Genomic DNA, 25962 nt, shown 5'->3' on the forward strand with positions numbered 1-25962 from the left:
TCTAACTGAATACCATGGATTAGTTCAAAAATTTGTTTGGCTGATTCCTGTGATTGCTCCGCCAGCTTTCTTACTTCATCTGCAACCACTGCAAAGCCTTTCCCATGCTCCCCTGCTCTTGCCGCTTCAATCGCTGCATTGAGAGCTAGTAAGTTAGTTTGATCTGCAATGCTTGTAATTACATCTAAAATAGATGAAATTTGCTGAGATCGTTCATGCAGTGTTTGAATTTTCGTGTTTGAATCGGTCACGGATAAATGAATAGATTGCATTTGATCTTTTGTATCTTGGACTGCCTTTCCACCTTCATCTGCTTGTAGCGTTGCATGTTGTGAAAGATCCGTCACAGTAGAAGAAATCTCCGCGATATGAAGAATGGCCGTCGAAAGCTCATGTAACGATTCTGCATTCTTATTGGCACTCGTCGTTTGCGTATCTGCACTAGTCGCAACATCTTGAATCGAAATGGCCACCTTTTCTGTAGCAATGCTCGTTTGAGTGGCATTGGCTGTAAGCTCCTCTGCCGACGATGCTACCTCTTCTGCATTTTGTTCTATTTTTTGAATAAGTGTCCTTAGACTCTCTTGCATATCATTAAAGGCTTGTCCTAGCTGTCCGATCTCGTCTTGAGAAGTGATTGTCACTTTCTCTGTTAAATCACCTTTACTAATAGTTACTGCACTATCCTTGAGTGATCTAATCGGTTTTATGATTCCCTTCATAACAAAATAGAACAAAATCGTACTTATGACAATCGCAATAACTAACACGAGTAACATATGATTTAAAATGGATGATGCTGATTTATCAATTTCCTTTGCAAAAATTGTGCCGGTAATTTTCCAATTCGTTAATTCATTCGTTGTGAAGAACATAATACGGTCATCACCGTCAAAGACATATTCATACGTGCCAGATTTACCGTCGTATATTTTGTCGAGGAAACTTTCTTTTAATTCGCCACCCGGTTCTAAAGTTGGATGTGAAATAACCATTTTATCTTCACCGAAAATAGAAGGGTATCCATTTTTTCCGATTTTAATTGAACTTGCAGTTTTTTGAATACCTGACAATTCCAAATCAACTGCTACTACTCCAGATTTGTCCTTTAGCTGACGAGCAACTGTTACAATCATCTTTCCAGTAAATGCATCAATATAAGGATTCGTTATTAAAATTTCTCCCTTTAAAGCCGTAGCCTCTTTATACCAATCTCTTTCTAAAACATTGTAATCCTTAAGATCCATTTTTGGTTCTAGAAATAATGCTCCCTCATTTGTTCCAAGATAAACACTTAAAACATCCGGATTCATCTTCCTATATTGTTGAAAATTTGCTAATATTGAGGCTCCATTCTGTTCATACTTAGAAGAATTTATTTCCTCGCTAAAAACATTAATGTCGTTTGTTTTTTCACTAATGGTTTTATCAATTACTGTATTTAAAATATTTACACTTTCATTTGCACTAAATAATATTTCTTCTTTTATCGAATTTTTTGCTGAAAGGTACGATAAACTTCCTACAGAAATAACTGGGATCAGTAAAATAAGGGCAAATAATGTGTAGAGCTTCCCCTTAAAGCTTCCAAATAATTGTTTCATGTAACAGTTCTCCTTGTGTCTTTACTAGTTCTTAAAATGTGTTTTGTCCAATTTTGTGGTGGTTTCTTTTACACTCAAAAAAGGATGCCACTCCTTATTAACAATCTTCACTTCTTCTATCGATTAAATTTTCATCTTATGTTTTTATCGGACGAAATGCTTAAATTCAAATACCTTTTTTCATTTTTTTGATTTTCCCGACATAAATCTAGAGTTTTCTGTAACAATCGACTATACAAAGAACCCCTATGTATGATTAACATAGGGATTTTTTGTGTTAGTATTTAAATACTTGAATTGATTCTTGTAAGTCAATCGCCATTTTTGCCAAATGTGTAGAGGCTGCCGCTACTTCTTCCATCGCTGCATTTTGTTCCTCAGAGGATGCCGCAACACTTTGAACATTGCTACTCGATTTCATAGATACTTCGCTAATGTAGTCGATTTCTTTTACAAGTTTTTCAATATCTAGATGTATCGTTCGAATTGCCGCTGTAACTGATTCGGTTTGTACTTGTACATCATTAATGGCATCGTCAATATGTATGAAATTATCTCTTGCCACATTTACTTTTTCACGACCAACTTTTACTGAATCATTACTGTTAATCATGTCTTCCTCGATAATTCTTGTATCCTCAGTAATTTGCACAACGACCTTTTCAATATCTACTGCTGCTAAGTTTGATTCGTCTGCTAGCTTTCTTACCTCTTCTGCTACTACGGCAAAGCCCTTGCCATGCTCACCGCTTCGTGCTGCTTCTATCGAGGCGTTGATAGCCAATAGATTCGTTTGGGTAGCAATATTTTTAATAACATTGACTGCTGAAACAATTGCTGCTGTATTTTCATCTAAATCTTTAACACGTATACTTAGCTCGGCTGTATTATCCGAGATTTCATTCATCTGTTCAATGACATTACGAACGGAGGAACGTCCTATGCTAGCCATATTTTTAGTTTCCACTGTTGCATCGTTAACATTATCAATACTCGCTGAAATGTCATTCATTTTTTTCAAAATATGCGAAGATAAGTTTCGTACATCACCTGTCAATGTATCCTGTTCTTCAATGCCTTGTGCAATATCTTGGATCGATTCTGAGACAACTTCTGTTGCCTGTGTCACTTCCATACTACTCGCTGTGAGCTGCTCGGAAGTTGCTGCTACCTGTTCAGATGAATTACCAACTTGCTTCATAGTATGTCTAAGTTTTTCCGACATCGAATTAAAGGAATCTGCCAGCTGTGCAAACTCATCTTTTGTTTTAAATTGCAGGTGCGTTTGTAGATTACCATTTGAGAATTTTTCCATTTCTACTACAGTTTGTTGAATATTTTTGGCTACTTTTCGACCAAAAACCGTCGCAATAATAATGCTTATAAGTAAGGAAACTATTGCTAGAACAGCAATCCCTATGCCACTTTCGTCGCCTTTTTGCTTTGTAGCCTCTATACTCGCCTGCATTTCGTCCTGCTGTGCCGTTGCCATTGTTTTCCCAAACTCAACGAGCTTTTGAGAGCCTTTCCCTAAAACCGGTAATGCCAACTGCTGTGCTTGCTGTTTTTCACCACTTTGAAATAACGGCACAATTTGTTCATCTATAGGCTTTTCCCATTCATCTAACTGCTTTAAAAACTGTTCAAAATCTGTATTTTTATGTCCGAGTTCTTCAATACGATGGATGGATTTATGTAAGGTATCTCGTATTTCAAGATGATTGTTAAGCATGTCTTCTTTACCATATAACATATAACCTCGAATTGCTGCGTTTGCCCGAACCGTTTGGAAGGAAATATCATTATACAAATTAATTAATTCAGTGTTCTTTTCGATTTCCGCAAGTGTGTGTTTATTGTCATTTAAATAGTACATTGCAATACTAGCGATAAGTAATAGAAATACCAATACTATACCAAAAGCAAATTGCAGCTTTCGTTCTACCGTTAATCTCATCCGAACCCCTCTATTCTACTATTAACATTAATCCACTTGAGTATAGACTAAAATTACCTATTATCCTATAAGAAGTGCGTCTTTCGTCATAAATTAGCACTAAAATTTTACAAAAATTAAAACATATCTCCAAATGTCTTGACTTCTCTAAATTATATACAGCTATTTTAGTAGTTAAAAATACCAATTAGCAAGTCACTCCACAAAAATGTTCTGCCCAATGCCTGCCGTGTTCCTCTGGCCGCTGTATTGCTCCTTCTGAGTTCGGGACTTGCACCCTAGAGTTCAAGCACACCACGAAAAAAAACACCAGCAAGATGCTGATGCTTTAGGTCTGTTAAATACATAATCAGAACTTGAACTCGGACGCCCCCAGGAAGCTCTGCACTGCGCGAAAGCGAAGCGTCAGCGATAAAAGCGCCCAGTCAAAACGGAAATCCCCCTTGTTTTGCCGAAGGAATATCTGAATTGAAACCTGACACAGTATATTTTTATAGAAAAATTGAAAATATAACATCAGAAAAGCGCAAGAAATCAACTTTTCTAAAATTGATTTCTCGCGCTTTTTAAGACTTTGACCAGTTTTGTCTCAGCCTCTCATTTCTATTGTTGATGTTTTTTTACCATAGACTCTGTAAAAGCCTGAGATTGTCCCCTTGCAATACTTAATGTTTGCCACTCTGAGCCCTTTAGTTGCTTTGCAATGTAAACGATCTGTCCAACATGCAGTGAATAATGGGACATTTGTCTTTCGATAGCATCTATCACGGAATGCTGTTCTCCCCTTATCGTTACAAACCCTTGTAAATCAGCTTCCGTTAATCCTTGCAAAGTATCTAAAAATACTTGCCAACCCTTTTCCCATACTGTTATAACCGCTTCTTTTGACTGAAGGCTATCCGTAAATTCATCATCACGATTTCTCGTTGCTTTCTCACCATCTGTCGTTAGAAAGTCAGTCCATCTCGATATCATATTACCACTAACGTGTTTTACTATAACGGCAATGCTATTGGATTCTTCGTTAAAAGCCCAATGCAGTTGTTCGTTATCTAATTGTGAGAGTGTTTTATCGCCTTGCTCTTTGATACTTCTAAATCTTTTTTGGACAACATTTAAATACGTTTGCGCTACTGTCATTGTTGCCCCCATCCTCTTTTCTACTATTTTAATATAAACAGAATGAGCTGTGCCAATTTTGGTAACTAGTTGTTGCCAAGAATAAAGTAATACTGACTCACTAAGGGATATTCATCACCACTGATTGTTAGCCTTTTACAAGCAGTTTATCTTCCCCCTAACTTCTTTGCTTTCGCTTAATTTAAGTGCGGGATAAATTCCCTTGCAAGCTCAACCATTTTTTCTTGTGCTTCCTGTTGATCACCATTTAATTGATAGCCTATATGATATACATAGCCATTATAATACGTATAAAACTCATTGGCTCTTGTACTCATTCGATAAATGCGCTTGTCCACCTCATCATAATTATAGTATGAATACGCAAGCCATTTATCTGGTGTCATCGCACGATAATACAAAGGATTCATAAAATTCAAACCTACATTCGTGATTTCCTCCTGACTATCTTCCGTAAATTTATAGTTTATTAAAGGATTATAATTTACATTTGTTACCGTCAAAATAATATATTGACGATCCACTCCAGTGAGAGACTTTTCTTTATAACTAAATTGAAATTGCTTTTGCAGGCTACCATCTTGCATATCTGAAGTTACTGCATAGACCTCTTGTATATTTGAATTAAAAGGAAGATTTTTAGGGTCTATTAGATGGACAGCATTCTCCATAGTAGCCGCCACTGCTTGCATAGCCTCAAAGCCCTGAAGTGGTGCATAAAATTTGATATTTTCTCGATGATCTAATCGATCTGCTATTTGAAAAAACTGACTGAACGTTGTCTCTGTTCCTTCAACTTCTGTTTGAAATAAATCGGTGAATGATTGTTTTTCTTCTTCTTGAAGTATTTCTGTCGTTAAATGGTCCATCGGTTTCGAAGCTTGCCATGCAATAAATAGTAAGATAGAGCATGTCATCAAGATGGCCAATGCACGATAAGGCCAAAGTTGCTTTGATGGATACGGCTCTTGTTGAATTTGTTGTCGAACCTTTTGAATGATTGCTTTTTTATGTTCCGAGACATCCTTCAATACATGCATTGTATGCTTATCCATGGAAAAGTACCTCCCATTCAATATGCTGTAAGTCTACTTTTAATAATTCCTTCCCTTTCTTTAAACGAGATTTCACGGTACCCTCAGGAATTGCCAGTAGCTCTGCAATCTCCTTGATCGTCATCTCCTCCAAATAAAAATAGACAATTGCTTCACGTTGCTTTATTGGTAACCGTAAAATGGCTTCATCTAAAAGAGCTTGTTCATCTTGACGAATGAGTGTATCTTGTAAAACAGTTTTTTGTTTGGCAAAAAAATTGTGCTGAAATGTAATTTTTCGATAGGCCCAGCTTTTTAAGTAATCCTTACATTTATTAATGGTCATACGTGCTAAATAAGCCTTCATCTCGCCTCTTTCTTCATAATACTTTTGGTGATGATAGAATTTAATAAATACATCTTGAACAATATCCTCAGCTATTCGTAGATCTTTCGTATAGTAGTAAGCGATTCGAAATAAATGATCTGTATGTAGTTCCATTTGTTGCTCTAAATATTCTGTATCAGACAAAATCTTTCCCTCCTTCTACACTATAAACGAGGCTAACGTTATAAAAGATTAAATTTCAACCATAAAAAAACCGTCTCTTCATTAAATTGAGACGGTTTCCTTCTATCCATTATAAATTTTCATCAATATATGTTTCTATATCTGATGCAATTGTGTCAATTGGCACATCCTCGATATTTTTAGCAAACCCTGAATACATTTTTACGATTACACCATTTTTATCGACTAAGAAAAATTGATTCCCATGGATCACTTGGTCGGTTTTAGGATCATCTTTGACGATTATTTTTGTTGATTTAACAGCGAACTGCTCGATATATTTTTGTGAATAACCAGTAAGTAGATTCCATTTTGATTCATCTGGAACATTGTATTTTTTCAAATAATCAGCTAATACTTCTGGTTTATCAACGTCAGGATCAACGGAAAACGCAACAATATTATAATCTTCCACACCTTTTTTCTTCAGCTTTTCTTGAACTTGCGCCATATTAAAGGACATTGGTGGACAAATTGAGGTACAATTCGTGAAAATATACATACCAATCCATGGTTTTCCTTTTAAACTCTCTAAAGAAACTTTTTCTCCGCGTTGATTGACATGATCAAAATCTGGTAATTCCAAGTTATAATCTGCTTTAAATTTTGTATTTCCACACGCACTGAGCACTGCTGCTAATGCAAAAAGTAGAACAAGCCCAATTATTTTATTTCTCATCTTTAACACGCTCCCTACGTACACTACCCTCATCCTATCGTACGATGTAAATATTGACAAGGACACCAAGTGACAGCTTTCGTACATCTTTGTGAAATCGATTTCACTTTAAGGAAACAAGCGCATCATGAATTGCATCTAATTTAACTTCTACTCGGTGCAGTAAATAAAACGACACTAAGATAGGAAAACCGATATCCGATATCATGTTTAACCATTGTTCCATGGTTGCCCCTCCTTCACAACTAGATTACTGCCATTGCTGAAAATGGTCCTTGCAGAAAATTCTGCAAAGACCATTACCTGACTATTCGATCCCTATTTCAAATTCTGTTACTTGTCGATCAACGATGCGAGCCCCACTCATCGCAACCAGAGCACCAGCTTGTCCATCAAAAACATTTTTCGTGATGATCTTTTGCATAACCTTTTGAATTTCTTCCGTTGTTAATTTCGGCTTCGGTGCATCAATCACAAACGTTGTCGTTTTCCCTGCCGCTGTTTCAAATTGCAGCTCTAAAACTTGTGTCATAACTTTCCCTCCTTAGGATAAATCTGTTGTTTCTTGTTTCACAATGCTATCTAGTGCGTGTGAAGATAGACTTGCAATGGCTTTTGCTACCTCTACTAAATCCTCTGCTGAATGCGAGCTGTTTAAATTGCGGTACGTTTTTGTTGTGAACATAGGCTCATTTTGTGCATTGTGTCCAGCGACATACTTTAAGCGCAGTGTAGCACCTACGAAATTGATTTTTGCCATGAGAGTCACCTCCTTTCACACAATATATACAGACTTATTGCTAAAAAAGGGACATTTAGGATGAATTTTTTAATGTAAGCTTTTATAATAGAGTGAGAGAAGGCAAAGAGGTGAACGATTTGTTAAGTGGTTGGTTTTTATGGTTTATCCTATTTTGGGTAGTTGTACTTATTTCGTTTATGGCGATCGGCGGATTTTTTATGTTCCGCAAATTTTTGAAGGCTTTACCGAAGCAGGACGGTAAATCTGATTTAGATTGGCAAGAATATTATTTAGATAAAACCATTCATTTATGGGGACAACCTGAGAAAGAGCTTTTATATGAACTTGTAAGCCCTGTACCTGAGCTATTTAGACAAGTAGCAAAGGAAAAAATAGCAGGAAAAATTGGCGAGCTTGCTTTAGAAGAAAAAGCACCTGCCATTAACCATGATTTGATTATTCGTGGCTATATACAAGCAACTCCTAAGCGCGACCATAAATTTTTACGTAAAAAATTAGATGAAATGCAAATTGACATCGCTCCATATGAACATCTATTTGAATGAAAAAACGCTGCACACTTTTGTGCAGCGTTTTTACTTCATAAATTATAGAAATATTTCTTTTTTATGAGTTCAAGACCCATCGATCTTTCATATACAAAATTCTACAAACGATAAAGATAGTTAAAGTTAATGCTAGATTACTCAATATCGTAACAAAAATATGGTTATATTGAATAATGCCAAATAACAGTTCTTTAAAGATTGCAAAAATATTTAGTACTGGTATAGCGAAATGTAAAATTTTAAATTCATGAATCCCTATACTCGCCATGAATAGTGATGGTATTAACATAAGCAATGAAATTGGTGTGCTATAAGTCTGTGCTTCTTTAATAGTTTTTGCAATAATACTTGTTAACATGAGCAAGGATGAACACAACGTAGCATACAAAATAATCACCATAAATACTGCTAGAATAACAATATAAATATTTTCTCCAAAAGAAATAGCTGCCTTTATATTCGTTGTAAAAAGAATAATTTCTAGGAAGACAACCATTAATGTGACAATTCCGGTAATCACTGCAATTGTCGAGATGGTTAACCATTTTGCAAGTAATAATGTTGACCGTTTTACAGGAGTCATTAAAAGTGCCTCCATTGTTTTACGTTCTTTTTCTCCCGCAAACAAATCTATTGCTACTGGACTAGCACTTGCAGAAACAGCTACTGTTAATATTAATGGTATAAAAAAAGCTATTAGCATTAATGAAAGATTACCATCAATCGTTTCTTCATACTCGATGACAAACGGCTTTAATATTGAAACATCTATATCTCGCTCTATTAAACGTTCACTAGTAACAAACTTTTCATAATCAGATAGAGCTTTTTCGATAAGAGCAATAACATTCGAACCATTTTCATTATATGGATCACCTATTATTGAAACCTTTGCTGATAAATCCTTGTTTTTTATACTCTCATTAAAATCCGTACTAAACTTTAGCCCTACAATCGCATTACCATCTGCAACAGCATTTTTAGGATCGCTAACTTGCTTGAATTCAAACTGCTTATAATCTGCAAAAATCTTTTCCTCCTCTTCACTAAAAGTTTCTGTTACAGCTATTGTATATATCTCGCCCTGACCTTGCGATACTATTTTTTCATATACGAAGACAAGCACTGTCATAAGCACAATCGGTAAAACAACTGTTAATAGAAATGTTCGGCGATCGCGAAAACAGTCTCTTAACTCTTTAACATAAATATTAAATAGCATAGTCATCTTCGCCCCTTACTAATTTACTCATAAAGATATAATTCAGGTCTCGACTACCTTCTTGCTCATACAACTGTTCAAGTGATCCATGATAAACCAATTCGCCTTTATGAATCATCGCAACAGCATCACAAAGCATAGATACTTCCTCCACAATATGACTAGAGAAAATAATTGTTTTCCCTTCCCTTTTCAGCTGATGTATAAGCTGTCTGAATACATTTGAGGAAGTTATATCGAGACCTGTCGTGGGCTCATCAAATATTATGATTTGCGGATTATGTATAAGTGTACGTGCAATAGCAACCTTTTGACGCATTCCTTTTGAAAAGCCTCCTACTTTACGATTCAAATAGTCTCTCATTCCAAACATTTTTGAAAGTTCATCAATTCGTACCTTAGTCTCATGCTTTCCAAGACCATACAGCATTGCAAAATATTCAAGATTTTCTCGTGCTGTAAACCGATCATATAGCCCTGTCTCACTCCCGAAAAGCACACCAATCTTTTTTTGAATATCTGCTGACTGCTTTACCGTATCAAAGCCTCCAACTAGGACCTGACCAGCTGTTGGATCTAGTAGTGTTGCAATGGTACGCAACAAAGTCGTCTTTCCGGCTCCATTCTCACCAAGTAACCCTAATACCTCTCCTTGCTTTACCTCAAACGATACATGCTTCAAAGCCGTAACATATTTCTTTTTGTCTTTGAACTGCTTCGTTACTTCTTGAATTTGAATCATTGTCTCACCTCATTCAACTTTCTTAGCTTAATCTTACATAGCAAAACTAGGGGTGTCTGCCATTATGTCGCGAATATGCCTTTTTATGTCGCGAATCGGTAAAATTGTGGAAAAACAGTAAAAGTAATCTGTTATGATAGTAAAGTAATAATATTTATTTTGTTGAAGGTGTAAATATGAAAATTGGTATAGTAGATGATAGTCAAATTGATTTAGATAAAATTCATGGCATTATTTCTTCAGTAGAGGGTGTTGATATTATCTTTTCTACAACATCAGCGGAGGAAGCTTATGAACAAATTAAGAAACAGTCCATTGATCTATTAATTGCAGATATAGAAATGCCTCATTTATCCGGTTATGAACTAGCTGATATCATTCATTCGCATGCTTTAAATATTACAGTAGTTTTTGTCACTGCTAATAGCGGCTACGCGGTTCATGCATTTGAATTACAAGTTCATGATTATATAATGAAGCCATATTCGAGAGAACGTTTAATACAATCTATTGAACGGTTAATGGAAAAAAATAAAAAATCTGAAATAACTGGACGTCTATATTTAAAGAAAAAAAACAATATTCATATTGTCCAAAAAAAGGACATTATTTTTATTGAACGCTCTGGTCGCTCTACAACGATACATACAAAAACGGGTCCAATTATAACCTACCAGACGCTAAATGAACTTGAGGGGGAACTGCGAGAACGAGATTTTCTTAGGTCACATCGCTCATTTATTATCAATATACATTTTGTTACAAACTTCTCCCTGTATGCTAAGAACTCATACATTGTGTCATTTGAAGGAATCGACGAAAAAGCGATGATTACAAAAGAAAACGTTGATTTTTTACAGAAACATTATTTTTGAGGTGGATTAATTTGACCCAAATTAGCACTATTTTATATTTCACGATATTTTTAATCATTCATGTACAATCACTAATTATATTTTTTCAGCTTTCTGTTCCAATTTACCTGACAGCTTTAGTCGTTCTAATTATCGTCATCTTGCTAAGAGATCGATTTGCATCACCACAGTTATTCTTTTGTATCACTCAAGGAATTATTTGTAGTATATATTTCTTTGTAGTCCCCTCCGCTATATATCTAGTACCACTTGTACTTTTCATTTTATTGGAATGGTACCGAACTAAAGAGTTGAAGGAATATAAATCGCTACAAATAACGTTGCAACAAACAGAGACCCAACAAAATCAATTTAATGAAACCTTTCGAGTTGTTCGCCAAGAGCGTCACGATTTTTTAAAACATGTTGCTGCACTACACTTTTTAATGGAAAAAAACGACTTTAACGCTGCCAAAGAATATTTACAACAACTTGTGGAAGGTTACGAGGAAACAAATCTCTCTATTAAGGGCGAACGAGGGATTATCGCTGGGATATTACACGAGAAGTATAAACAAGCGAAAGCATCAAATATAACAATTCTCTATGATTTAGACACCCCCTGCTCACAACTGCCTATTGCAGATACACATCTCGTTGCATTACTCGGCAACATACTAGCCAATAGTATTGAAGCCTGTCAAGAATGGCAAGTACGTAATAAAGAACAAGGGAACATTAGTTTACAGCTTTATAAACGAAGTGGTTTATACATTATGACCTGTAAAAACAGTACAGTCCCACTACCTACAAACGTCGTAGATTCTTTATTTGACCGCTCTGGTTTAACAACAAAGCTAGAGCATGAGGGTCTAGGTACAATGATTATAAAAGATATAGTCAAAAAATATAATGGTTTCTTAGACTTCACTTATAAAGATGAAGAATTTACATTAAAGCTAAAATTTCCTGCAGTTCATTAAAAGCCGGTTCAGCACTTTACTTGACTGCTCTATCGTTCGCTTTGGCAAGAGAAATGTGAATTTTAAAATGTACATGCGGAAAGAATCCCGTACTATAAAGGTACAGGATTCTTTTATTATTCTTCTAAATGAACTTCACCTTTTTCAATTTGCTTAAGAACCTTCTGCCACTCATCTTTTGTAAACTTGGATTCATCAGACATTTTGACTGAAATCATTCAGAAAATCCTCCCTTTGCTTCCACTTTTACTTCATTTGAAGAAACTAATGTTGCAACTTTGTTTCCTTCTTGAATAAAATCTCCTGAAATAGATGGTGTATTTTTTGGGGCTAATGTAGCTCCTCCTACGCCAATACTTATCCGTCGTTCTGATTTCTATCCGTCACTTTGACTCTTCCTTCCGTCGCTTTTGTCTTTCTTTCCGTCGCTTGGATGGTTCTTTCCGTCACTCCGGCGATTCTTTCCGTCGCTCTGATTTCGATCCTTCACCTTGACTCTTCTTTCCGTCGCTTGGACGACTCTTTCCGTCGCTTCTGTCTTTTTTTCCGTCGCTTGGACGACTCTTTCCTTCGCTCTGATTTCTATCCGTCACTTTGACTCTTCTTTTCGTCGCTTCTGTTTTTCATTCCGTCGCTTGGATGATTCTTTCCGTCACTTCGGCGATTCTTTCCGTCGCTCTGATTTCTATCCGTCACTTTGACTCTTCCTTCCGTCGCTTTTGTCTTTCTTTCCGTCGCTTGGACATCTCTTTCCGTCGCTCTAATTTCTATCCTTCACTTTCGCTACCCTATTCATCTCTTCGAAATCTTTCCATAACTTTCGCTATCTCTTTCCGTCGCTCAATAAAAAAAACTACACTAGATGAAATCTCTAGTGTAGTTTTTCCATTACATATTCTTCAGCTGAATTGTTTTTTTGATTTTTTTAAATTGAATAAGCATTGCGATTCGCCAAGGGAGTAACATAGCGAACGCTAAAATCCAAAACATTCCTGCTAATTCACCAACGTCAATGGAGCTACTTAATATCATTTTCGCAATTATACGGAACACTAACAGTCCGATTAGGATAAAAATGAATGCTTTTGAACGTTTTAAATAAATATCTTGACCTTTTACTTCAAATTTAGAAGTGGCAATTAAGATTGTTGAGAACACCACGCCGACTGCTGCTGCTTCAAGAATTTGCATGGGTGGTACTCGAAATTGTTCAAATAAAAACATTACCGCACCTGAAGACATCGCGATAGGTGGGATGATGATTTTCTTCTCATTTGTCGGTTTCTTAGATGCTCGCATACGTAAAACCATGACAAAGGTACCCATAAAAATGGCCATTATGGTCGAACCTATTACATAATATTGAGAAGGGATATTGCTAAACATAAAAAGTCCTCCTCTAACAATTTTGTCTAAGTAATTGATCAACTACAGCTCTTAATCTTTCTGGCTCGAAAGGCTTTGTAATAAAATCCTTCGCACCACTTTCAATTGCTTCCACGATTAACTTCTGTTGTCCTAAAGCTGTAATCATAATTATTTTTGCATCTGGAAATTCAGGGATGATTTCTTTCACGGCTGCGATACCTGTCATAACGGGCATTGTTACATCCATTGTTACAAGATCTGGTTGTAACTCACGATACATCGCTACAGCTTCTTTACCATTTGCTGCCTTGCCGACTACCTCATAACCCCATTCAGTAAACATATTACTTATTGCAACACGCATAAAGAGCGTATCATCCACTACTAAAACTGTAGGCATATGTTCATCTCCCTCCATGTTAAAGTGTGGTATGCCTTTTAGTTTAGCAGATTAGAAGCCCTTAAATCCACCGAAAATAGGCTCTAATAAGCGTGTAATATACGTCATTCCATCAAAGAATAGTAAAATACCTACGGCAATCATTATATAACCACCGATTTTCACAATTTTTTGGCTATGTGTACGAATCCAAGTCATACGTGCTATAAAGAAAGATAGCATGAAAAACGGAATCGCAAAGCCTAAATAATAAGCTAACATATAGCTAAAGCCTGCGCTTGGATTAGATCCAGCCAACATAATAATTGACATTAAAATTGGGCCTGTACAAGGAGTCCATCCTGCCGCAAAGGCTATTCCGATTAATACTGAACCTAAATAACCAGATGGTCGGTTTTTAAATTGGAATTTTCGATCCTTCATTAAGAAGTCAATTTGTAGTAATCCCACAATCATTAATCCAAATACAACGATTAAGATGGCACCAATCTGACGTAATAATGTTTGATAATTAAGGAAGAACTCTTTCGCAAAAGATGCACCTAGTCCAATCATAATAAAGATAATTGAAAATCCTAGTAAAAAGAAAAGGGTGTGCAAAATAGCTCGCTTTTGCATCATACCTCGTTCCGATTTTAGCTCATCTAATGTCATACCCGTTATGTATGATAAAAATGCTGGATACAGGGGAAGGGTACATGGTGAAATAAAGCTTAAAAACCCTGCTCCCAAAGCTAAAAACAAGTTAATATCTGTTTCCATATTTTCTCACTCTCTCTTTACAGTTACTGCCTCCATCGTACCAAAAATCACTGTAAATTGCGCCCTTCCAGTTTGTGAACGTTTCATGGCAAAAAGGTGTTGAAAAAGTGAAGTACCATCATATCATCATACACAATTTAATTTTCAAAACTTATTACATCAACGTGTATTTGTTAATGTACTTTTGCATTATGCGCCCCTCCTGTATTATCTGTCAACAAAATTCATCATTAATTTGCATTTCAAGTTATTTAATTAAAAACATAACCAAAAGACACTAGAGCCAGAGCTATTCTGACATGTAGTACCTTTTTCTATTTACATATAGTATTTACTGTTATATAGTGAGTAAATTACTTTTCTTCATGTATAATAAAAAACAATAGAGCAATTGATAATGAGGTGTAGCTCCTTGGAATTAAGAAAAATTAAACCAAAAAAAATATATGAGGAAGTATCCGAAATCCTCTATGAAAAAATTAGATCCGGCGAACTGAAGCCCGGTGACCGTCTTGATTCAGTAGAACAACTTGCTGAACAACTACAAGTCAGCAGATCTGCCATCCGAGAAGCTCTTTCTGCTTTAAAAGCAATGGGGCTTATTGAAATCAAACAAGGTTCAGGTACATTTGTTAAAAGTAATCAATCCAATCAGCTCGATTTTCCCTTATCAACTGCCATTTTAACAAATAAGCAAGATATTTCTCATTTGTTAGAAGTACGTAAAATTATTGAGGTAGGCGCAGCGGCTAGCGCAGCCAATCATCGAACAGAAGAAGACATACAGTCAATGATGCAAATTTTGGATGAAATGAAACGTGTACAAGGAGATGGAGAGCTAGGAGAAAAAATGGATTTTCAATTTCACGCAGCCATTTCTACAGCATCTCAAAACCCCCTACTGGCAACTATATTGAACCAGGTTTCAGGTTTAATGATCGAAACGATGAAAGAAACACGTCGAATTTGGTTGTACTCTAAAAAAACAACAAGCGAAAAGCTTTATGATGAACATATGCAAATTTTCCTCGCGATTAAACAGCAAAATGAAGAACTTGCAAAACATGCTATGGCTTCGCATTTAAGTAATGTAGAAAAAGTCTTAATGCAATATTTTGAAACAACTGAATCTATGAAGTAACAATAGCTGCCTAGTTTTAATAATAGGCGGCTTTTAATTTTTTGAAACAACTGAAAAGATATAGTATTATATAAACAATCCAAGTCATCAGATGACCTGTTGACTAGTTTATTTTAAGGTGAGGCATAATAGGACAAAAAGGAGCGATTTTCATGAAAGTAACACTTTTTGCGACTTGTTTAGTTGATATGTTTCAAGGTGATGTAGGAAAAGCTGTTGTTGAAGTTCTTGAAAGGCTTGGCTGTGACTTAGACTTTCCTGAAAATCAAATTTGCTGTGGGCAGCCTGCCTACAATAGTGGCTATGTAAAAGAATCTAAAAATGCTATGAAAAAAATGATCACAGCATTTGAACATGCTGAATACGTCGTCTCCCCTTCTGGTTCCTGCGCTTATATGTTTAAGGAATATCCAGAAGTGTTTAAGGGTGATCCTGTTTGGGAGCCAAAAGCACATGCATTGGCAGATAAAACATATGAATTTACAGAATTTATTGTAGATGTTTTAAAGGTCGAGGATGTAGGTGCACATTTAGAGGGCAAGGCTACTTATCATACTTCCTGTCATATGACACGTCTACTCGGTGTTACAGATGCACCGTTTAAATTATTAAATCAAGTTAAAGGTTTACAGTATGTAGAACTCCCAGGAAAAGATCGATGCTGTGGATTTGGTGGAACATTTTCGGTAAAAATGGGCGATATCTCAGGAGAAATGGTCAATGAAAAAGTACAGAATGTTGAAGAAACAGGGGCAGACATTCTAATCGGTGCTGACGCTGGCTGCTTAATCAATATTGGTGGTCGAATGAATCGACTAGGAAAGCCTATTAGAGTCATGCATATTGCGGAAGTATTAAACTGCCGCTAAAAGGAGGTAAAAGAGATGTCAATGAAAACAAGTGATGAAGACTTTCAACATCGATTAACGAAAGAATTAGAAAATACCTTTATGCGTGGAGCTGTGTCAAGCGCACAAGAACGCTTTCAAACACGTCGGCTACAACAAGCTGATGAACTCGGACATTGGGAGGAATGGCGCTCTCACGGAGAAGAAATTCGAAAGCATGTGCTTGCGAACTTAGATTATTACTTATATCAGCTAAGTGAAAATGTCTCTAAAAGGGGTGGACATGTTTACTTTGCGCAAACAGCAAAAGAAGCGACAGACTATATTCAAAGTATCGCTAAAAAGAAAAATGCTGCTAAAATTGTGAAATCAAAATCTATGGTGACGGAGGAAATTGATTTAAACGCCGCTTTAGAAAAGCTCGGGTGTGAAGTCATTGAAACAGATCTCGGAGAATACATTTTGCAAGTAGATGATCACGAGCCACCCTCTCATATCGTTGTACCAGCTTTGCATAAAAATAAGGAACAGATTCGTGATATTTTTAAAGAAAAACAAGGCTATGAGAAAAGTGAAAAACCTGAGGAACTAGCTCTTTATGTACGGCAAAAATTAAGGAATGAATATTTAACAGCAGATATTGGCATTACAGGCTGTAACTTTGCTATTGCAGAGAGCGGCTCCATTACACTCGTTACAAATGAAGGGAACGCAGATTTAGTAACAGCCTTGCCCAAAACTCAAATTACGGTAATGGGTATGGAAAGAATTGTTCCTACGTTTGAAGAGATGGAAGTGCTAGTAAGCTTATTAACAAGAAGCGCCGTTGGGCAAAAGCTAACGAGCTATATTACAACATTAACGGGCATCAAAGATGAAGGTGACACAGATGGACCAGAGGAATTCCATTTAGTAATTGTTGATAATGGACGTTCTGATATTTTAGGCAGTGAATTCCAGCCCATTTTACAATGTATTCGCTGTGCAGCATGTGTAAACGCTTGTCCTGTTTATCGACATGTTGGCGGGCATACTTATGGTTCTATCTATTCTGGTCCAGTAGGTATCGTTCTTTCACCATTATTAGGCGGCTATGAAGATTTTAAAGAGTTACCATATGCCTCCACATTATGTGGTGCCTGTACTGATGCTTGTCCTGTTAAAATACCTTTACATCAGCTTATTCATAGACATCGCCAAGTAATTGTTGAAAACGAAGGTAAAGCGCCTGTATCTGAAAAGCTATTAATGAAGGCCTTTGGTTTAGGTGCCTCCTCCCCTACGTTATATAAAATGGCGACAAAAATGGCTTCACCAGCAATGGCCCCATTTACAAAAGATCAGAAAATTTCAAATGGCCCTGGCCCATTAAAAGCATGGACGGAAGCAAGGGATTTTCCAGCCCCAAATAAAGATAATTTCCGTGACTGGTTTAAACACCGTCAAAGAGGAGGCGATGAATAATGGTAGGTACTATTGAAAATAGAGATGTATTTTTATCAAAAATTGCGAAACAGCTTGGGCGTGCGCCAAAAACAGAAATTGCACGACCTACATGGCAATATCACCCTCAAGACCGCATCCTAAAAGACGCGACAAAAGATGAGTTAGTATCGGTTTTAGCTGAGCAATGCAAAAATATTCATACGGATATTGTCATTACAAATACAGCCAATCTTCCTGCAGATTTACAAAAAGTAGTTGAAAATTTTGGTGGCCAATCTGTTATTACATGGAAAGACGAACGTTTCCATAACTATGGTCTATCATCATTGATGACTGAGCAGTGGCCACAATCGAATATTCAGCTGTACGAATGGGATTCCGAGCAGCCAGAGGAAAATATCCGCCAGGCTGAAAAAGCTAACATCGGCATCACGATTAGTGAAATAACATTAGCAGAATCAGGAACTGCTGTACTTTTTAGTAGTAAAGATCAAGGGAGATCCGTCAGCTTTTTACCCGAGAAATCCATTATTTTAATCCCTAAAAGTATGATCGTTCCACGAATGACACAAGCTGCTCATTGGATTAGCGAAAAAGTTAGAAATGGCGAGCAAATTGCCTCCTGCATCAACTTTATTACAGGACCAAGTAATTCGGCAGATATCGAAATGATCCTTATTGTTGGTGTACATGGGCCAATTAAAGCCACTTATATTGTGATTGAGGATCAGTAAAATAAATCAACCAGGCATACTTCAACACTGAAGAAATGCCTGGTTTTGTTTGTTGCTATTAAATCTAGTTGATGGATGGCGAATCGCTGATAAAACTGCTATTATCGCTGATAAGCCTCATAAATATGGTTTCACCTTTATCTTCAAAGACGGACATTAATTTGTTACACTCTCAGTTACTATCTTTTGTTCATAAAACTTTGGATGAGCTTCTTTTAAGATAGATGTTCGGAGCAAGACTAGTGAGAGCGTAATTATAATCGCACTTGTTACCGGCAAAATAACAATCGCTGGTAATGTATCGTATAACATGCCATAAACCATCATACCAATTGGCATCATTGACATAGCCATCGTTTCCATCAGCCCAAAGACACGTCCACGGTATTCTTCTGCTATAACTTTTTGCATATACACCCCGATTGGCATATTAATACCCATTTCAAAAATAGCGAAAATAAAATAAATGATAAGGTAAAAGATAACAATTGCTACATATGAAAAATCCGTTACTAATGGAATCACTGCTAGCCCAACACTACCAGCCAATAGCAGTAAGCTAATTTTTGAAAAACGCAATGGTGCCTTCACCTCTGATCTTGTCGCAAAATAAAGGGAAGCCGCTAGCATGCCCGCTGCACCCGAAGCCTCAATAAAGCCAAAATGTGTGGACTTTACTTTGAGCAATTCAATAATAATATACGTTCCTCCAACAGCGATTGCTGAGAAGAATAAGTTAATCCATAATGCAACCCACATAATCGTTTTAATGACTTTTTGTTGTTTTATATAATGAAAGCCACCCTTAAGCCCTTCCCACATTTTTTCTTTTTTCACATCTTCCCCTCTTGTACTATAGAGGTTAAAATTCATCGTTGCTTCTAAGCAAAAGGCAATGGCATAAGCCACCATATTGACCATTAAAAATGCGTCCATCTCAAAGAAGCCGTACATCATTCCCCCAATTACTGGTCCCCCGATCATAGCTACAGACGTCGACAATTGGTTAAATGACATGGCACGCTGTAAACGCTCTGGATTAACAAGCGTTGCAATCGCAGATGAAAACGTTACCCCAGAAAAAGCCGAGCAAATTGTATTGAACACAGTAGCCGTATAAACCGCATACACCGATAAGCCTACCGTTTCTGTGTAAAGCAATAAGCCCCCTACTGTCAAAATGGTACCAGCTTGTGCAAGTAGAATTGTACGCTTTTTCGAAAAATTATCAGCCACATAACCTGCTAATGGAGCTACAAGTGCACGCGGTAACACGGAACAAATCATATTGGTCGCAAAGCTCATCGCCGAACCTGTCATAGCTAAAATATACAAACTAATTCCAAAAGCCATCACATGTGACCCTAACAACGAGATCATCTTACTGGTTGTGAATGTCCATAAATGATACGTCGCCTTTTTATATTTTTGCTCTTCATTCATCTAAAATCCCTCCATATTTTTAATTAGGTTAAAAAGTTTAATTTAATTAAACAAAATATAACACAGCTCCCACTTCCCACGCAAGAAAAAGTTTAATATAATTAAACAAAATAGTGATATTCACTTTGAATGAAATAGGAGGCGAGGCAATGAACTCTTTAGGCACAAGAATTCGCAAATTAAGGAAGGAACGAAAATTAACGTTAGAGGAACTTGCCGGTGATCGTCTAACAAAAGGTATGTTAAGTCAAATTGAAAATGATAAGGCCAAGCCTTCGATGGAAAGTCTTGAATATATAGCGGAACGTTTAGGTGTAAAGGCAAGTGAATTACTTGAACAAGTAAACCCCGCTTCGCTACGTCAACTTTTAGAGCAGGCAGAAATTTTGTTTGCGGAATTAAAACTTGGTGATATAGATAATGCGCAGCAAATCGTCGAGATGATTAAGCCTTATATAGAAGAGCTTCCACTTAGTTATGAAGCAGGTCGTTTACTGTATATATATGCAGCAGCGCAATATCAAGCAGGATTAACGACATGGGAGTCACCACTTCAAGAATCACGTATTATGTTTAAAGAAATTAATTTACTAAGTCACTGGTTTGAAACTTATATATTACAGTTGGGTATATTATCAGAAAATCGAAAATACAAAATGGCTTATTCTTGTATTTTACAGGCAAAAGAAGAGGCTGAGCAGGAAAATTACCAATTAGATTCGCGAGATGCTGTGAAAATGGCTTATTATATTAGCGTATTACAGGTAGCAATTGGCGAACTTGAAGCAGGTAAACAGCTCATTAATGAGACCATTACCAATGCACATAAAAACCAATTTTTCTCTTATATAGATGATATGTATCGTATTGGGGCGTTTTGTGCCATGATTGACAATGATTTTGAGCAAGTAGAGTATATGCTGAAGAAGCTTGAGCAGTATCGGATTTTTGTCGAACAAGTGAATGTAGATGCTTTTATTTTCGTATTAAGAGCGCATTACTATAACAATTACACGCACGATTATCAACAGGCACTAGAGGAAATAGAGCGTTTTGGTGCGCTTAAGCATGACGGCTCGATTATACTCGAAAAAAACCTTTACTATGCAGAAAAAGGAAAATCCTTATATTTACTAGGTCAATATGAAGAAGCGAAGGAAACATTTGAACATTTTACAAACGTTCCCCCATTCATCTTACATCCAATTGACATATTAGGCTTAAATGAGTGTTTTTCCTATAAAGCTCTTTGCTATGCACACTTCGGTGAGTTAACAACAGCCTACGAAATCGCCAAAATGGCCTATATGGATTCACAGGATTTAATTGATCTACCCTACAAACAAAAAATTGAGGAAACATATTATTCAATTAAAGCACAAATTGATTTGGTTCAATAGATTTTAAAGGGATTGCACAATGATGTACAATCCCTTTTCTTTTAGCTCAATTTATCTTTTCTAATTTCCTTCTGAATCTTGCGAAGAGCTTTTTTCGAACCGCGCTCTATATCATGCTGAAGCTTGCGTTCTTTATAGTCTACAAACAATGTCTCTAAATCATATCCTTCTGGATATAATTCTGTTGCCGGCAGCTCTAATGACAATCGCTTAACATTTACCTTTATGAATTCTCCCTCATAGAACACGACAACATTATAGAAATTATCCATTTCTTGATAGACAATTCCAACGTCATCATAATCTAACAGCTTTACACGATCTCCCTTATTAAAATCAACCTTTACTTTTGTTCTCTCTTGCTCATTCTTAGGCTTCCTGATTTTAATGTCATTAACTCGAACTAGTTGATAATCCTTATTGTCAATATAGCCCTTCGCTCTTTGTAATACTGTTTCACGTATATTCATTTTCTTAGAAATCCATAGCGCATTACTATCTCCAGATGTTCCGATAACTAATTTATACAACGGTTCTAATGTTTCACTATTAAAACGCATAGCCGCATTCATAAAATCACTATGCATTTCAGAGAAACGCTTAATTTCTCCATAGTGAGTAGTTGCCACTGTCATACAGCCCATATGATAGAACTCCTCTAAAATAGAAATCGCCAGTGCTGCTCCTTCATTTGGCTCCGTACCACTTCCTATTTCATCAAATAGCAAAAGCGTATTATTATTGGATGCCCTCATAATATCCGAAAGATTTTTCATATGGGATGAAAACGTACTAAGTGCATTTTCAATACTTTGATTATCACCAATGTCTACAAAAATATGATCAAATACAGCTATTTCAGTACCTTTATCTGCAACAATATGGAAGCCTGACATTGTAGCCAATGTTAACAAGCCAATAGTTTTTAGGACAACGGTTTTACCACCAGCATTCGGTCCTGTAATGATTAAGCTGCGATAGTCTTTACCAATTTCAAAATGAAGTGGCACCGCCTTACCAGCTAACAGTGGATGCTTACAATTAATGAGCTTAATATAGCCAACATCATTTAAACTTGGTTCTACGCCTTCAATATGCTTGCTATACTTGGCTTTGGCAAACACCATATCATATTGGCTAATTAACTCCATGTTGATGTTGATTTCAAGGATATTTTCCATCAATAATCCTGATAATGTCGCCAAAATCTGATATTCCTCCACCGCTTCCTCTGCTTTCAAAGTGGCCAATTCCACATTTAATTTAGCTACCGTACTTGGCTCCATAAAGACCGTTGCACCTTTAGATGAAACCTCTACTATTGTCCCTTGCACATGATTTTTATAGGAAGCCTTAATGGGAATCGTGTATCGATCATCCTTTTTACTTATAAAAAATTCCTGGATATATGTTTTATTGGCACTATTATTTAAAAATTTTGTTAAGCGGTCTTTAATTTTTTCCTCTGTTGTTTCGATATGATTACGGATACGCTTTAATTCCCTACTAGCGGCTGAATCAACACGATTGGCTTTAATCGCAAAATTAATCTCCTCTTCCACACTTTTAAACTCAGACATCGAATTAGCATAGGATGCAAGTACTGGCGCAAAAAATTCCTTTTCCAGCATAAATTTTTTAATTTTTCTACAGCCTCGTAAAAAGTCTGAGATGCTAACTAATTCACTAGGGTCTAAAATAACCCCCTTTTCAAGTTTTTTAATGGTATTGTCAATATTTGATACACCTAAAAATGGGACATGACCTTCCGCATCTAAAATTGCTCGTGCCTCAGTCGTTTCATTTAAACGATTTTTAACAACTGTCAAATTTGGGCTCGGCGTTAATTTATCTAATAATTGTTTACCTAATCCACTGACACAGTATGATTTAACGATATCCTTCAATTCATTGTATTGTAACTTCTCAAAAGTAGTTTGATTCATATTAAATTCTCCTCATTATGATTTTTCCATAATCATTCATGAGATACCTACTCATTAGATATCAATGATTTTTTATTGGCTCTACATCAAATGTTGGAGTGATGCACTATGTGAAATCTCACCAAGATTACGGCGATTGTCCTTCCTTTTGTAGGGACACTTCAACAAATAGTATGGAACCTTTATATTCAATTAAAAAAACAAAAAAGCTGTGGGGATCCCACAGCTTTTACATTACAAGGCATGTGTAAAAAGCATCGTGAAAAAGACTTCATCTACATGAAGTTTAGTCAGTGCATTACAAGCTTTATAAAGTATTGTAGGTATCTTCATAGGTCGAAATAAATCCACGACTAAATAAGGGGTCACTTTATGACATAAATCCCCTGTCGTCATTAAATTTATTTCATTAAGTTGTTCCTATTTAGAACCTACCGCACTCATCAAAAGCACCTCTCATTAATTTATAATAATCATCATTGTTATCTAATTGATTGACATCATATTACTATATGTTGGTAAGAAAGTAAAGTTGCTTATTTTTGTCTAACAAAAGACTAGAGATTTTCTCATGTTCGTTTGTTCTTTGGATGCTCGAAAGGTGTGGGGGATTTTATTACAATTCCCCAAAATGTTAATCCATGCGAAAAGGACCTGTAGAAAATATCTACAAGTCCTTTTTTTAGGCTGATTTATGATGTGCTCTTCGCACTTCAATGATTTTCGAGCCTGAAAACAGTAGTAAGGCTGCCCAAATAATGCTAAATGCCAAAAGCTCTATTTGACTAAACGGTTCCTTATAAAGTACGATCCCTATAACTAACGTAATCGTTGGCGATACGTATTGAATAAAGCCTAATAAATAGAGTGGAATATTTTGTGCACCTTTCGCAAATAAAATTAACGGTACTGCTGTCACGATACCACTTACAATCATGAGGATGTCTGTTTTCACATCAACATGTAAAAATGAGGCATGATTCGTTGTAAAGAGGTAAACATAATAACCTAATGCAAACGGTAGAATAAATAACGTTTCTATGGCTAGACCTCTTGTCGCATCAAGCTTAATTTTCTTTTTCAGAACACCATAAATAGCGAAGGATATAGCAATAAGAAGTGCTACCCATGGGATTGATCCATAATTTATCGTTAAAATAATAACAGCAATAAAGGCAATTCCGGTAGCCACCCATTGCGCACGACTAAGTGCTTCTTTAAAGAAAATAACCCCTAAAATAACTGACAGTAAAGGATTAATATAATAGCCTAAGCTCGTTTCAATTAAGTGGTTATGGTTAACTGCCCAAATATATAAATACCAGTTCATCGAAATAACAAATGAAGCTCCAGCAAGCTGCCAAAAATGCTTTTGGTGTGACCACAAATATTTTAAATCTGCGAGAAGTTCCTTGCGCATTCCAAATACTATTACTGCTAGTACTGTAAAGACAAAGGACCAAATGACGCGCGATAATAAAATTTCCATACTCGGTACATGTTCAAGTAGTTTCCAATAAAGCGGAAATGCACCCCAAAAAGCATAGGCTAAAAATGCCGCCAAAACTCCTTTTTTCTCATTTGACATTGCCTCTAACTCTCCTACTCCGTAAAAATCTATACGACTCTTTGTAATATTACCATTTAAAGAATAGACTAATTATAGGACTTTGATCGGAAAGTGTAAATGCCAAATTTTAATAATTCGACATAAGTGAGCGTTACTCTATATTTTCAGATTCAAGCTCGGAAATATATTTACGTACCATACTATAGCTGATATCAGGATTAATTTGACGTTTAATGCGAATGTGAATTTCTTTAATGCCTACACCTTGCTCTCGCATATCACGAATCATAGATTTTAGCGGAGCTGATAGTGAATCCCTCGACAAAGCAGTATGTTTGCTTAATTCAATTAATAGCTCTGCGTTTTGCTGGCGAAGCTCCTTCAGCTCACTTACGACACAATTATATTCCGTTAACTTTTTTTGCAAGACCGCATTTTGTTGCTTCATTTTTTGCATATCTTCCGCAAGCTGTACGTTTTGTTTTTTTAAATTATTTCGCTCCTGCTCCAAAACATGATGCTTTTCATCTAAATCTTTATGCAAAGCATGGTATAGCTCTTCTATATGTGTCAATTTTTGATAACGATTTTGCGATAACACCAAAAGTGTTTCTGTCGTTTCAATAGCAAGTGTTCCATCTTTTAATTTTTCACACGATAATGTAACTGGATTTATTTTATTCATCGACTTTTCTTCACTCCATTACTATTCAGTTCGCGTAATGGCATAGCTTCGTATATCATTGTTCCGCTTCCTTCACATTGAAAAATAATTTTCACTGGTCTTATTATCATCTTAATTTTTAT

General features: G+C 36.2%; 26 protein-coding genes. 8 read left to right on the forward strand and 18 right to left on the reverse strand.

The annotated features are described in order from the left end of the window. From ACQKMV_RS14430 to ACQKMV_RS14470, 9 genes are all read right to left on the reverse strand, one after another. A partial coding sequence (locus tag ACQKMV_RS14430) for a methyl-accepting chemotaxis protein (protein ID WP_427504772.1) occupies positions 1–1604 on the reverse strand: 1604 nt, incomplete at its 3' end. A gap of 277 nt (positions 1605–1881) precedes the next feature. Further along, positions 1882–3561 (reverse strand): methyl-accepting chemotaxis protein, encoded by a 1680-nt coding sequence (locus ACQKMV_RS14435; RefSeq protein ID WP_427504773.1) that lies wholly within the window; start codon positions 3559–3561, stop codon positions 1882–1884. 603 nt (positions 3562–4164) lie between these two features. Beyond that, positions 4165–4701 carry a DUF1572 family protein gene (locus ACQKMV_RS14440; protein ID WP_427504775.1) on the reverse strand — a complete coding sequence of 179 codons (537 nt, stop codon included), beginning with the start codon at positions 4699–4701 and terminating at the stop codon, positions 4165–4167. A gap of 176 nt (positions 4702–4877) precedes the next feature. Next, positions 4878–5756 (reverse strand): hypothetical protein, encoded by an 879-nt coding sequence (locus ACQKMV_RS14445; RefSeq protein ID WP_427504776.1) that lies wholly within the window; start codon positions 5754–5756, stop codon positions 4878–4880. Continuing rightward, complete coding sequence (locus ACQKMV_RS14450; RefSeq protein ID WP_427504778.1) at positions 5749–6267, reverse strand: RNA polymerase sigma factor; 519 nt, start codon at positions 6265–6267, stop codon at positions 5749–5751. The genes ACQKMV_RS14445 and ACQKMV_RS14450 overlap by 8 nt, the downstream gene beginning before the upstream one ends. A gap of 109 nt (positions 6268–6376) precedes the next feature. After that, the gene (locus ACQKMV_RS14455; protein WP_427504780.1) at positions 6377–6985 is read right to left on the reverse strand and encodes an SCO family protein; all 609 of its coding nucleotides are present in this window, start codon (positions 6983–6985) and stop codon (positions 6377–6379) included. A gap of 103 nt (positions 6986–7088) precedes the next feature. Beyond that, a complete protein-coding gene (locus ACQKMV_RS14460; protein WP_082337366.1) occupies positions 7089–7211 on the reverse strand; it encodes a YvrJ family protein in 123 nt (40 codons plus the stop codon). 81 nt (positions 7212–7292) lie between these two features. Then, a complete protein-coding gene (locus tag ACQKMV_RS14465; protein WP_427504781.1) occupies positions 7293–7517 on the reverse strand; it encodes a DUF2922 domain-containing protein in 225 nt (74 codons plus the stop codon). Positions 7518–7529: 12 nt separating this feature from the next. After that, positions 7530–7745, reverse strand: coding sequence for a DUF1659 domain-containing protein (locus ACQKMV_RS14470; protein WP_427504782.1), 216 nt, complete (start codon positions 7743–7745; stop codon positions 7530–7532). Between the two features lie 119 nt (positions 7746–7864). Between ACQKMV_RS14470 and ACQKMV_RS14475 the strand changes: the two genes are divergently transcribed. After that, positions 7865–8293: a DUF2621 domain-containing protein gene (locus tag ACQKMV_RS14475; protein WP_427504943.1), complete on the forward strand. Its 429-nt coding sequence runs from the start codon at positions 7865–7867 to the stop codon at positions 8291–8293. 61 nt (positions 8294–8354) lie between these two features. Here the strand turns inward: ACQKMV_RS14475 and ACQKMV_RS14480 are convergent, their stop codons facing one another. Next, a complete protein-coding gene (locus tag ACQKMV_RS14480) occupies positions 8355–9518 on the reverse strand; it encodes an ABC transporter permease (protein WP_427504783.1) in 1164 nt (387 codons plus the stop codon). After that, a complete protein-coding gene (locus tag ACQKMV_RS14485) occupies positions 9508–10260 on the reverse strand; it encodes an ATP-binding cassette domain-containing protein (protein WP_427504785.1) in 753 nt (250 codons plus the stop codon). The genes ACQKMV_RS14480 and ACQKMV_RS14485 overlap by 11 nt, the downstream gene beginning before the upstream one ends. Positions 10261–10436: 176 nt before the next feature. Between ACQKMV_RS14485 and ACQKMV_RS14490 the strand changes: the two genes are divergently transcribed. Both ACQKMV_RS14490 and ACQKMV_RS14495 read left to right on the forward strand, forming a co-directional pair. Further along, positions 10437–11135, forward strand: a complete 699-nt coding sequence (locus ACQKMV_RS14490) for a LytR/AlgR family response regulator transcription factor (protein ID WP_427504786.1) — start codon at positions 10437–10439, stop codon at positions 11133–11135. Positions 11136–11146: 11 nt separating this feature from the next. Further along, a complete protein-coding gene (locus ACQKMV_RS14495; RefSeq protein WP_427504788.1) occupies positions 11147–12097 on the forward strand; it encodes a sensor histidine kinase in 951 nt (316 codons plus the stop codon). A gap of 888 nt (positions 12098–12985) precedes the next feature. Here ACQKMV_RS14495 and ACQKMV_RS14500 read toward each other — a convergent pair. From ACQKMV_RS14500 to ACQKMV_RS14510, 3 genes are read right to left on the reverse strand one after another with little or no spacing between them, the layout of a single operon-like run. Further along, a complete protein-coding gene (locus ACQKMV_RS14500; protein WP_427504789.1) occupies positions 12986–13483 on the reverse strand; it encodes a CcdC family protein in 498 nt (165 codons plus the stop codon). A gap of 13 nt (positions 13484–13496) precedes the next feature. Beyond that, on the reverse strand, positions 13497–13865 hold the full coding sequence (locus ACQKMV_RS14505) for a response regulator (RefSeq protein WP_427504791.1): 369 nt from the start codon (positions 13863–13865) through the stop codon (positions 13497–13499). Between the two features lie 51 nt (positions 13866–13916). Further along, positions 13917–14627, reverse strand: a complete 711-nt coding sequence (locus ACQKMV_RS14510; protein ID WP_427504793.1) for a cytochrome c biogenesis CcdA family protein — start codon at positions 14625–14627, stop codon at positions 13917–13919. Between the two features lie 412 nt (positions 14628–15039). On the opposite strand from ACQKMV_RS14510, the gene ACQKMV_RS14515 reads away from it, so the two are divergent. The 4 genes from ACQKMV_RS14515 to ACQKMV_RS14530 all read left to right on the forward strand — a co-directional run bounded on the left by ACQKMV_RS14515 (position 15040) and on the right by ACQKMV_RS14530 (position 18796). Beyond that, positions 15040–15768: a FadR/GntR family transcriptional regulator gene (locus ACQKMV_RS14515; RefSeq protein WP_427504794.1), complete on the forward strand. Its 729-nt coding sequence runs from the start codon at positions 15040–15042 to the stop codon at positions 15766–15768. 152 nt (positions 15769–15920) lie between these two features. Continuing rightward, positions 15921–16637 (forward strand): (Fe-S)-binding protein, encoded by a 717-nt coding sequence (locus tag ACQKMV_RS14520; protein WP_427504795.1) that lies wholly within the window; start codon positions 15921–15923, stop codon positions 16635–16637. Between the two features lie 15 nt (positions 16638–16652). Then, positions 16653–18080 (forward strand): LutB/LldF family L-lactate oxidation iron-sulfur protein, encoded by a 1428-nt coding sequence (locus tag ACQKMV_RS14525; RefSeq protein ID WP_427504796.1) that lies wholly within the window; start codon positions 16653–16655, stop codon positions 18078–18080. Next, complete coding sequence (locus ACQKMV_RS14530; RefSeq protein WP_427504797.1) at positions 18080–18796, forward strand: LutC/YkgG family protein; 717 nt, start codon at positions 18080–18082, stop codon at positions 18794–18796. Before ACQKMV_RS14525 ends, ACQKMV_RS14530 begins: the two co-directional genes overlap by 1 nt. A 156-nt stretch (positions 18797–18952) precedes the next feature. On the opposite strand, the gene ACQKMV_RS14535 is transcribed toward ACQKMV_RS14530, so the two are convergent. After that, complete coding sequence (locus ACQKMV_RS14535) at positions 18953–20239, reverse strand: MFS transporter (RefSeq protein WP_427504799.1); 1287 nt, start codon at positions 20237–20239, stop codon at positions 18953–18955. Positions 20240–20388: 149 nt separating this feature from the next. On the opposite strand from ACQKMV_RS14535, the gene ACQKMV_RS14540 reads away from it, so the two are divergent. Next, positions 20389–21639, forward strand: coding sequence for a helix-turn-helix domain-containing protein (locus tag ACQKMV_RS14540; protein WP_427504800.1), 1251 nt, complete (start codon positions 20389–20391; stop codon positions 21637–21639). 41 nt (positions 21640–21680) lie between these two features. On the opposite strand, the gene ACQKMV_RS14545 is transcribed toward ACQKMV_RS14540, so the two are convergent. The 3 genes from ACQKMV_RS14545 to ACQKMV_RS14555 all read right to left on the reverse strand — a co-directional run bounded on the left by ACQKMV_RS14545 (position 21681) and on the right by ACQKMV_RS14555 (position 25840). Then, on the reverse strand, positions 21681–23585 hold the full coding sequence (locus tag ACQKMV_RS14545) for an endonuclease MutS2 (RefSeq protein ID WP_427504801.1): 1905 nt from the start codon (positions 23583–23585) through the stop codon (positions 21681–21683). Between the two features lie 682 nt (positions 23586–24267). After that, complete coding sequence (gene rarD / locus ACQKMV_RS14550; protein WP_427504803.1) at positions 24268–25173, reverse strand: EamA family transporter RarD; 906 nt, start codon at positions 25171–25173, stop codon at positions 24268–24270. Positions 25174–25306: 133 nt separating this feature from the next. Next, positions 25307–25840, reverse strand: coding sequence for a hypothetical protein (locus ACQKMV_RS14555; RefSeq protein ID WP_427504804.1), 534 nt, complete (start codon positions 25838–25840; stop codon positions 25307–25309). Positions 25841–25962: the final 122 nt, after the last annotated feature.

Source organism: Lysinibacillus sp. NPDC094403 (assembly GCF_050278745.1).
Lineage (GTDB): Bacteria > Bacillota > Bacilli > Bacillales_A > Planococcaceae > Lysinibacillus.

What these genes read in the sequence shown, in the direction of transcription:
- ACQKMV_RS14435 (WP_427504773.1), bottom strand. Translation starts at nt 3,561, where the DNA reads ATGAGATTAACGGTAGAACGAAAGCTGCAATTTGCTTTTGGTATAGTA.
- ACQKMV_RS14440 (WP_427504775.1), bottom strand. Translation starts at nt 4,701, where the DNA reads ATGACAGTAGCGCAAACGTATTTAAATGTTGTCCAAAAAAGATTTAGA.
- ACQKMV_RS14445 (WP_427504776.1), bottom strand. Translation starts at nt 5,756, where the DNA reads ATGGATAAGCATACAATGCATGTATTGAAGGATGTCTCGGAACATAAA.
- ACQKMV_RS14455 (WP_427504780.1), bottom strand. Translation starts at nt 6,985, where the DNA reads ATGAGAAATAAAATAATTGGGCTTGTTCTACTTTTTGCATTAGCAGCA.
- ACQKMV_RS14460 (WP_082337366.1), bottom strand. Translation starts at nt 7,211, where the DNA reads ATGGAACAATGGTTAAACATGATATCGGATATCGGTTTTCCTATCTTA.
- ACQKMV_RS14465 (WP_427504781.1), bottom strand. Translation starts at nt 7,517, where the DNA reads ATGACACAAGTTTTAGAGCTGCAATTTGAAACAGCGGCAGGGAAAACG.
- ACQKMV_RS14470 (WP_427504782.1), bottom strand. Translation starts at nt 7,745, where the DNA reads ATGGCAAAAATCAATTTCGTAGGTGCTACACTGCGCTTAAAGTATGTC.
- ACQKMV_RS14480 (WP_427504783.1), bottom strand. Translation starts at nt 9,518, where the DNA reads ATGCTATTTAATATTTATGTTAAAGAGTTAAGAGACTGTTTTCGCGAT.
- ACQKMV_RS14485 (WP_427504785.1), bottom strand. Translation starts at nt 10,260, where the DNA reads ATGATTCAAATTCAAGAAGTAACGAAGCAGTTCAAAGACAAAAAGAAA.
- ACQKMV_RS14490 (WP_427504786.1), top strand. Translation starts at nt 10,437, where the DNA reads ATGAAAATTGGTATAGTAGATGATAGTCAAATTGATTTAGATAAAATT.
- ACQKMV_RS14500 (WP_427504789.1), bottom strand. Translation starts at nt 13,483, where the DNA reads ATGTTTAGCAATATCCCTTCTCAATATTATGTAATAGGTTCGACCATA.
- ACQKMV_RS14505 (WP_427504791.1), bottom strand. Translation starts at nt 13,865, where the DNA reads ATGCCTACAGTTTTAGTAGTGGATGATACGCTCTTTATGCGTGTTGCA.
- ACQKMV_RS14510 (WP_427504793.1), bottom strand. Translation starts at nt 14,627, where the DNA reads ATGGAAACAGATATTAACTTGTTTTTAGCTTTGGGAGCAGGGTTTTTA.
- ACQKMV_RS14520 (WP_427504795.1), top strand. Translation starts at nt 15,921, where the DNA reads ATGAAAGTAACACTTTTTGCGACTTGTTTAGTTGATATGTTTCAAGGT.
- ACQKMV_RS14525 (WP_427504796.1), top strand. Translation starts at nt 16,653, where the DNA reads ATGTCAATGAAAACAAGTGATGAAGACTTTCAACATCGATTAACGAAA.
- ACQKMV_RS14530 (WP_427504797.1), top strand. Translation starts at nt 18,080, where the DNA reads ATGGTAGGTACTATTGAAAATAGAGATGTATTTTTATCAAAAATTGCG.
- ACQKMV_RS14535 (WP_427504799.1), bottom strand. Translation starts at nt 20,239, where the DNA reads ATGAATGAAGAGCAAAAATATAAAAAGGCGACGTATCATTTATGGACA.
- ACQKMV_RS14540 (WP_427504800.1), top strand. Translation starts at nt 20,389, where the DNA reads ATGAACTCTTTAGGCACAAGAATTCGCAAATTAAGGAAGGAACGAAAA.
- ACQKMV_RS14545 (WP_427504801.1), bottom strand. Translation starts at nt 23,585, where the DNA reads ATGAATCAAACTACTTTTGAGAAGTTACAATACAATGAATTGAAGGAT.
- rarD (WP_427504803.1), bottom strand. Translation starts at nt 25,173, where the DNA reads ATGTCAAATGAGAAAAAAGGAGTTTTGGCGGCATTTTTAGCCTATGCT.
- ACQKMV_RS14555 (WP_427504804.1), bottom strand. Translation starts at nt 25,840, where the DNA reads ATGAATAAAATAAATCCAGTTACATTATCGTGTGAAAAATTAAAAGAT.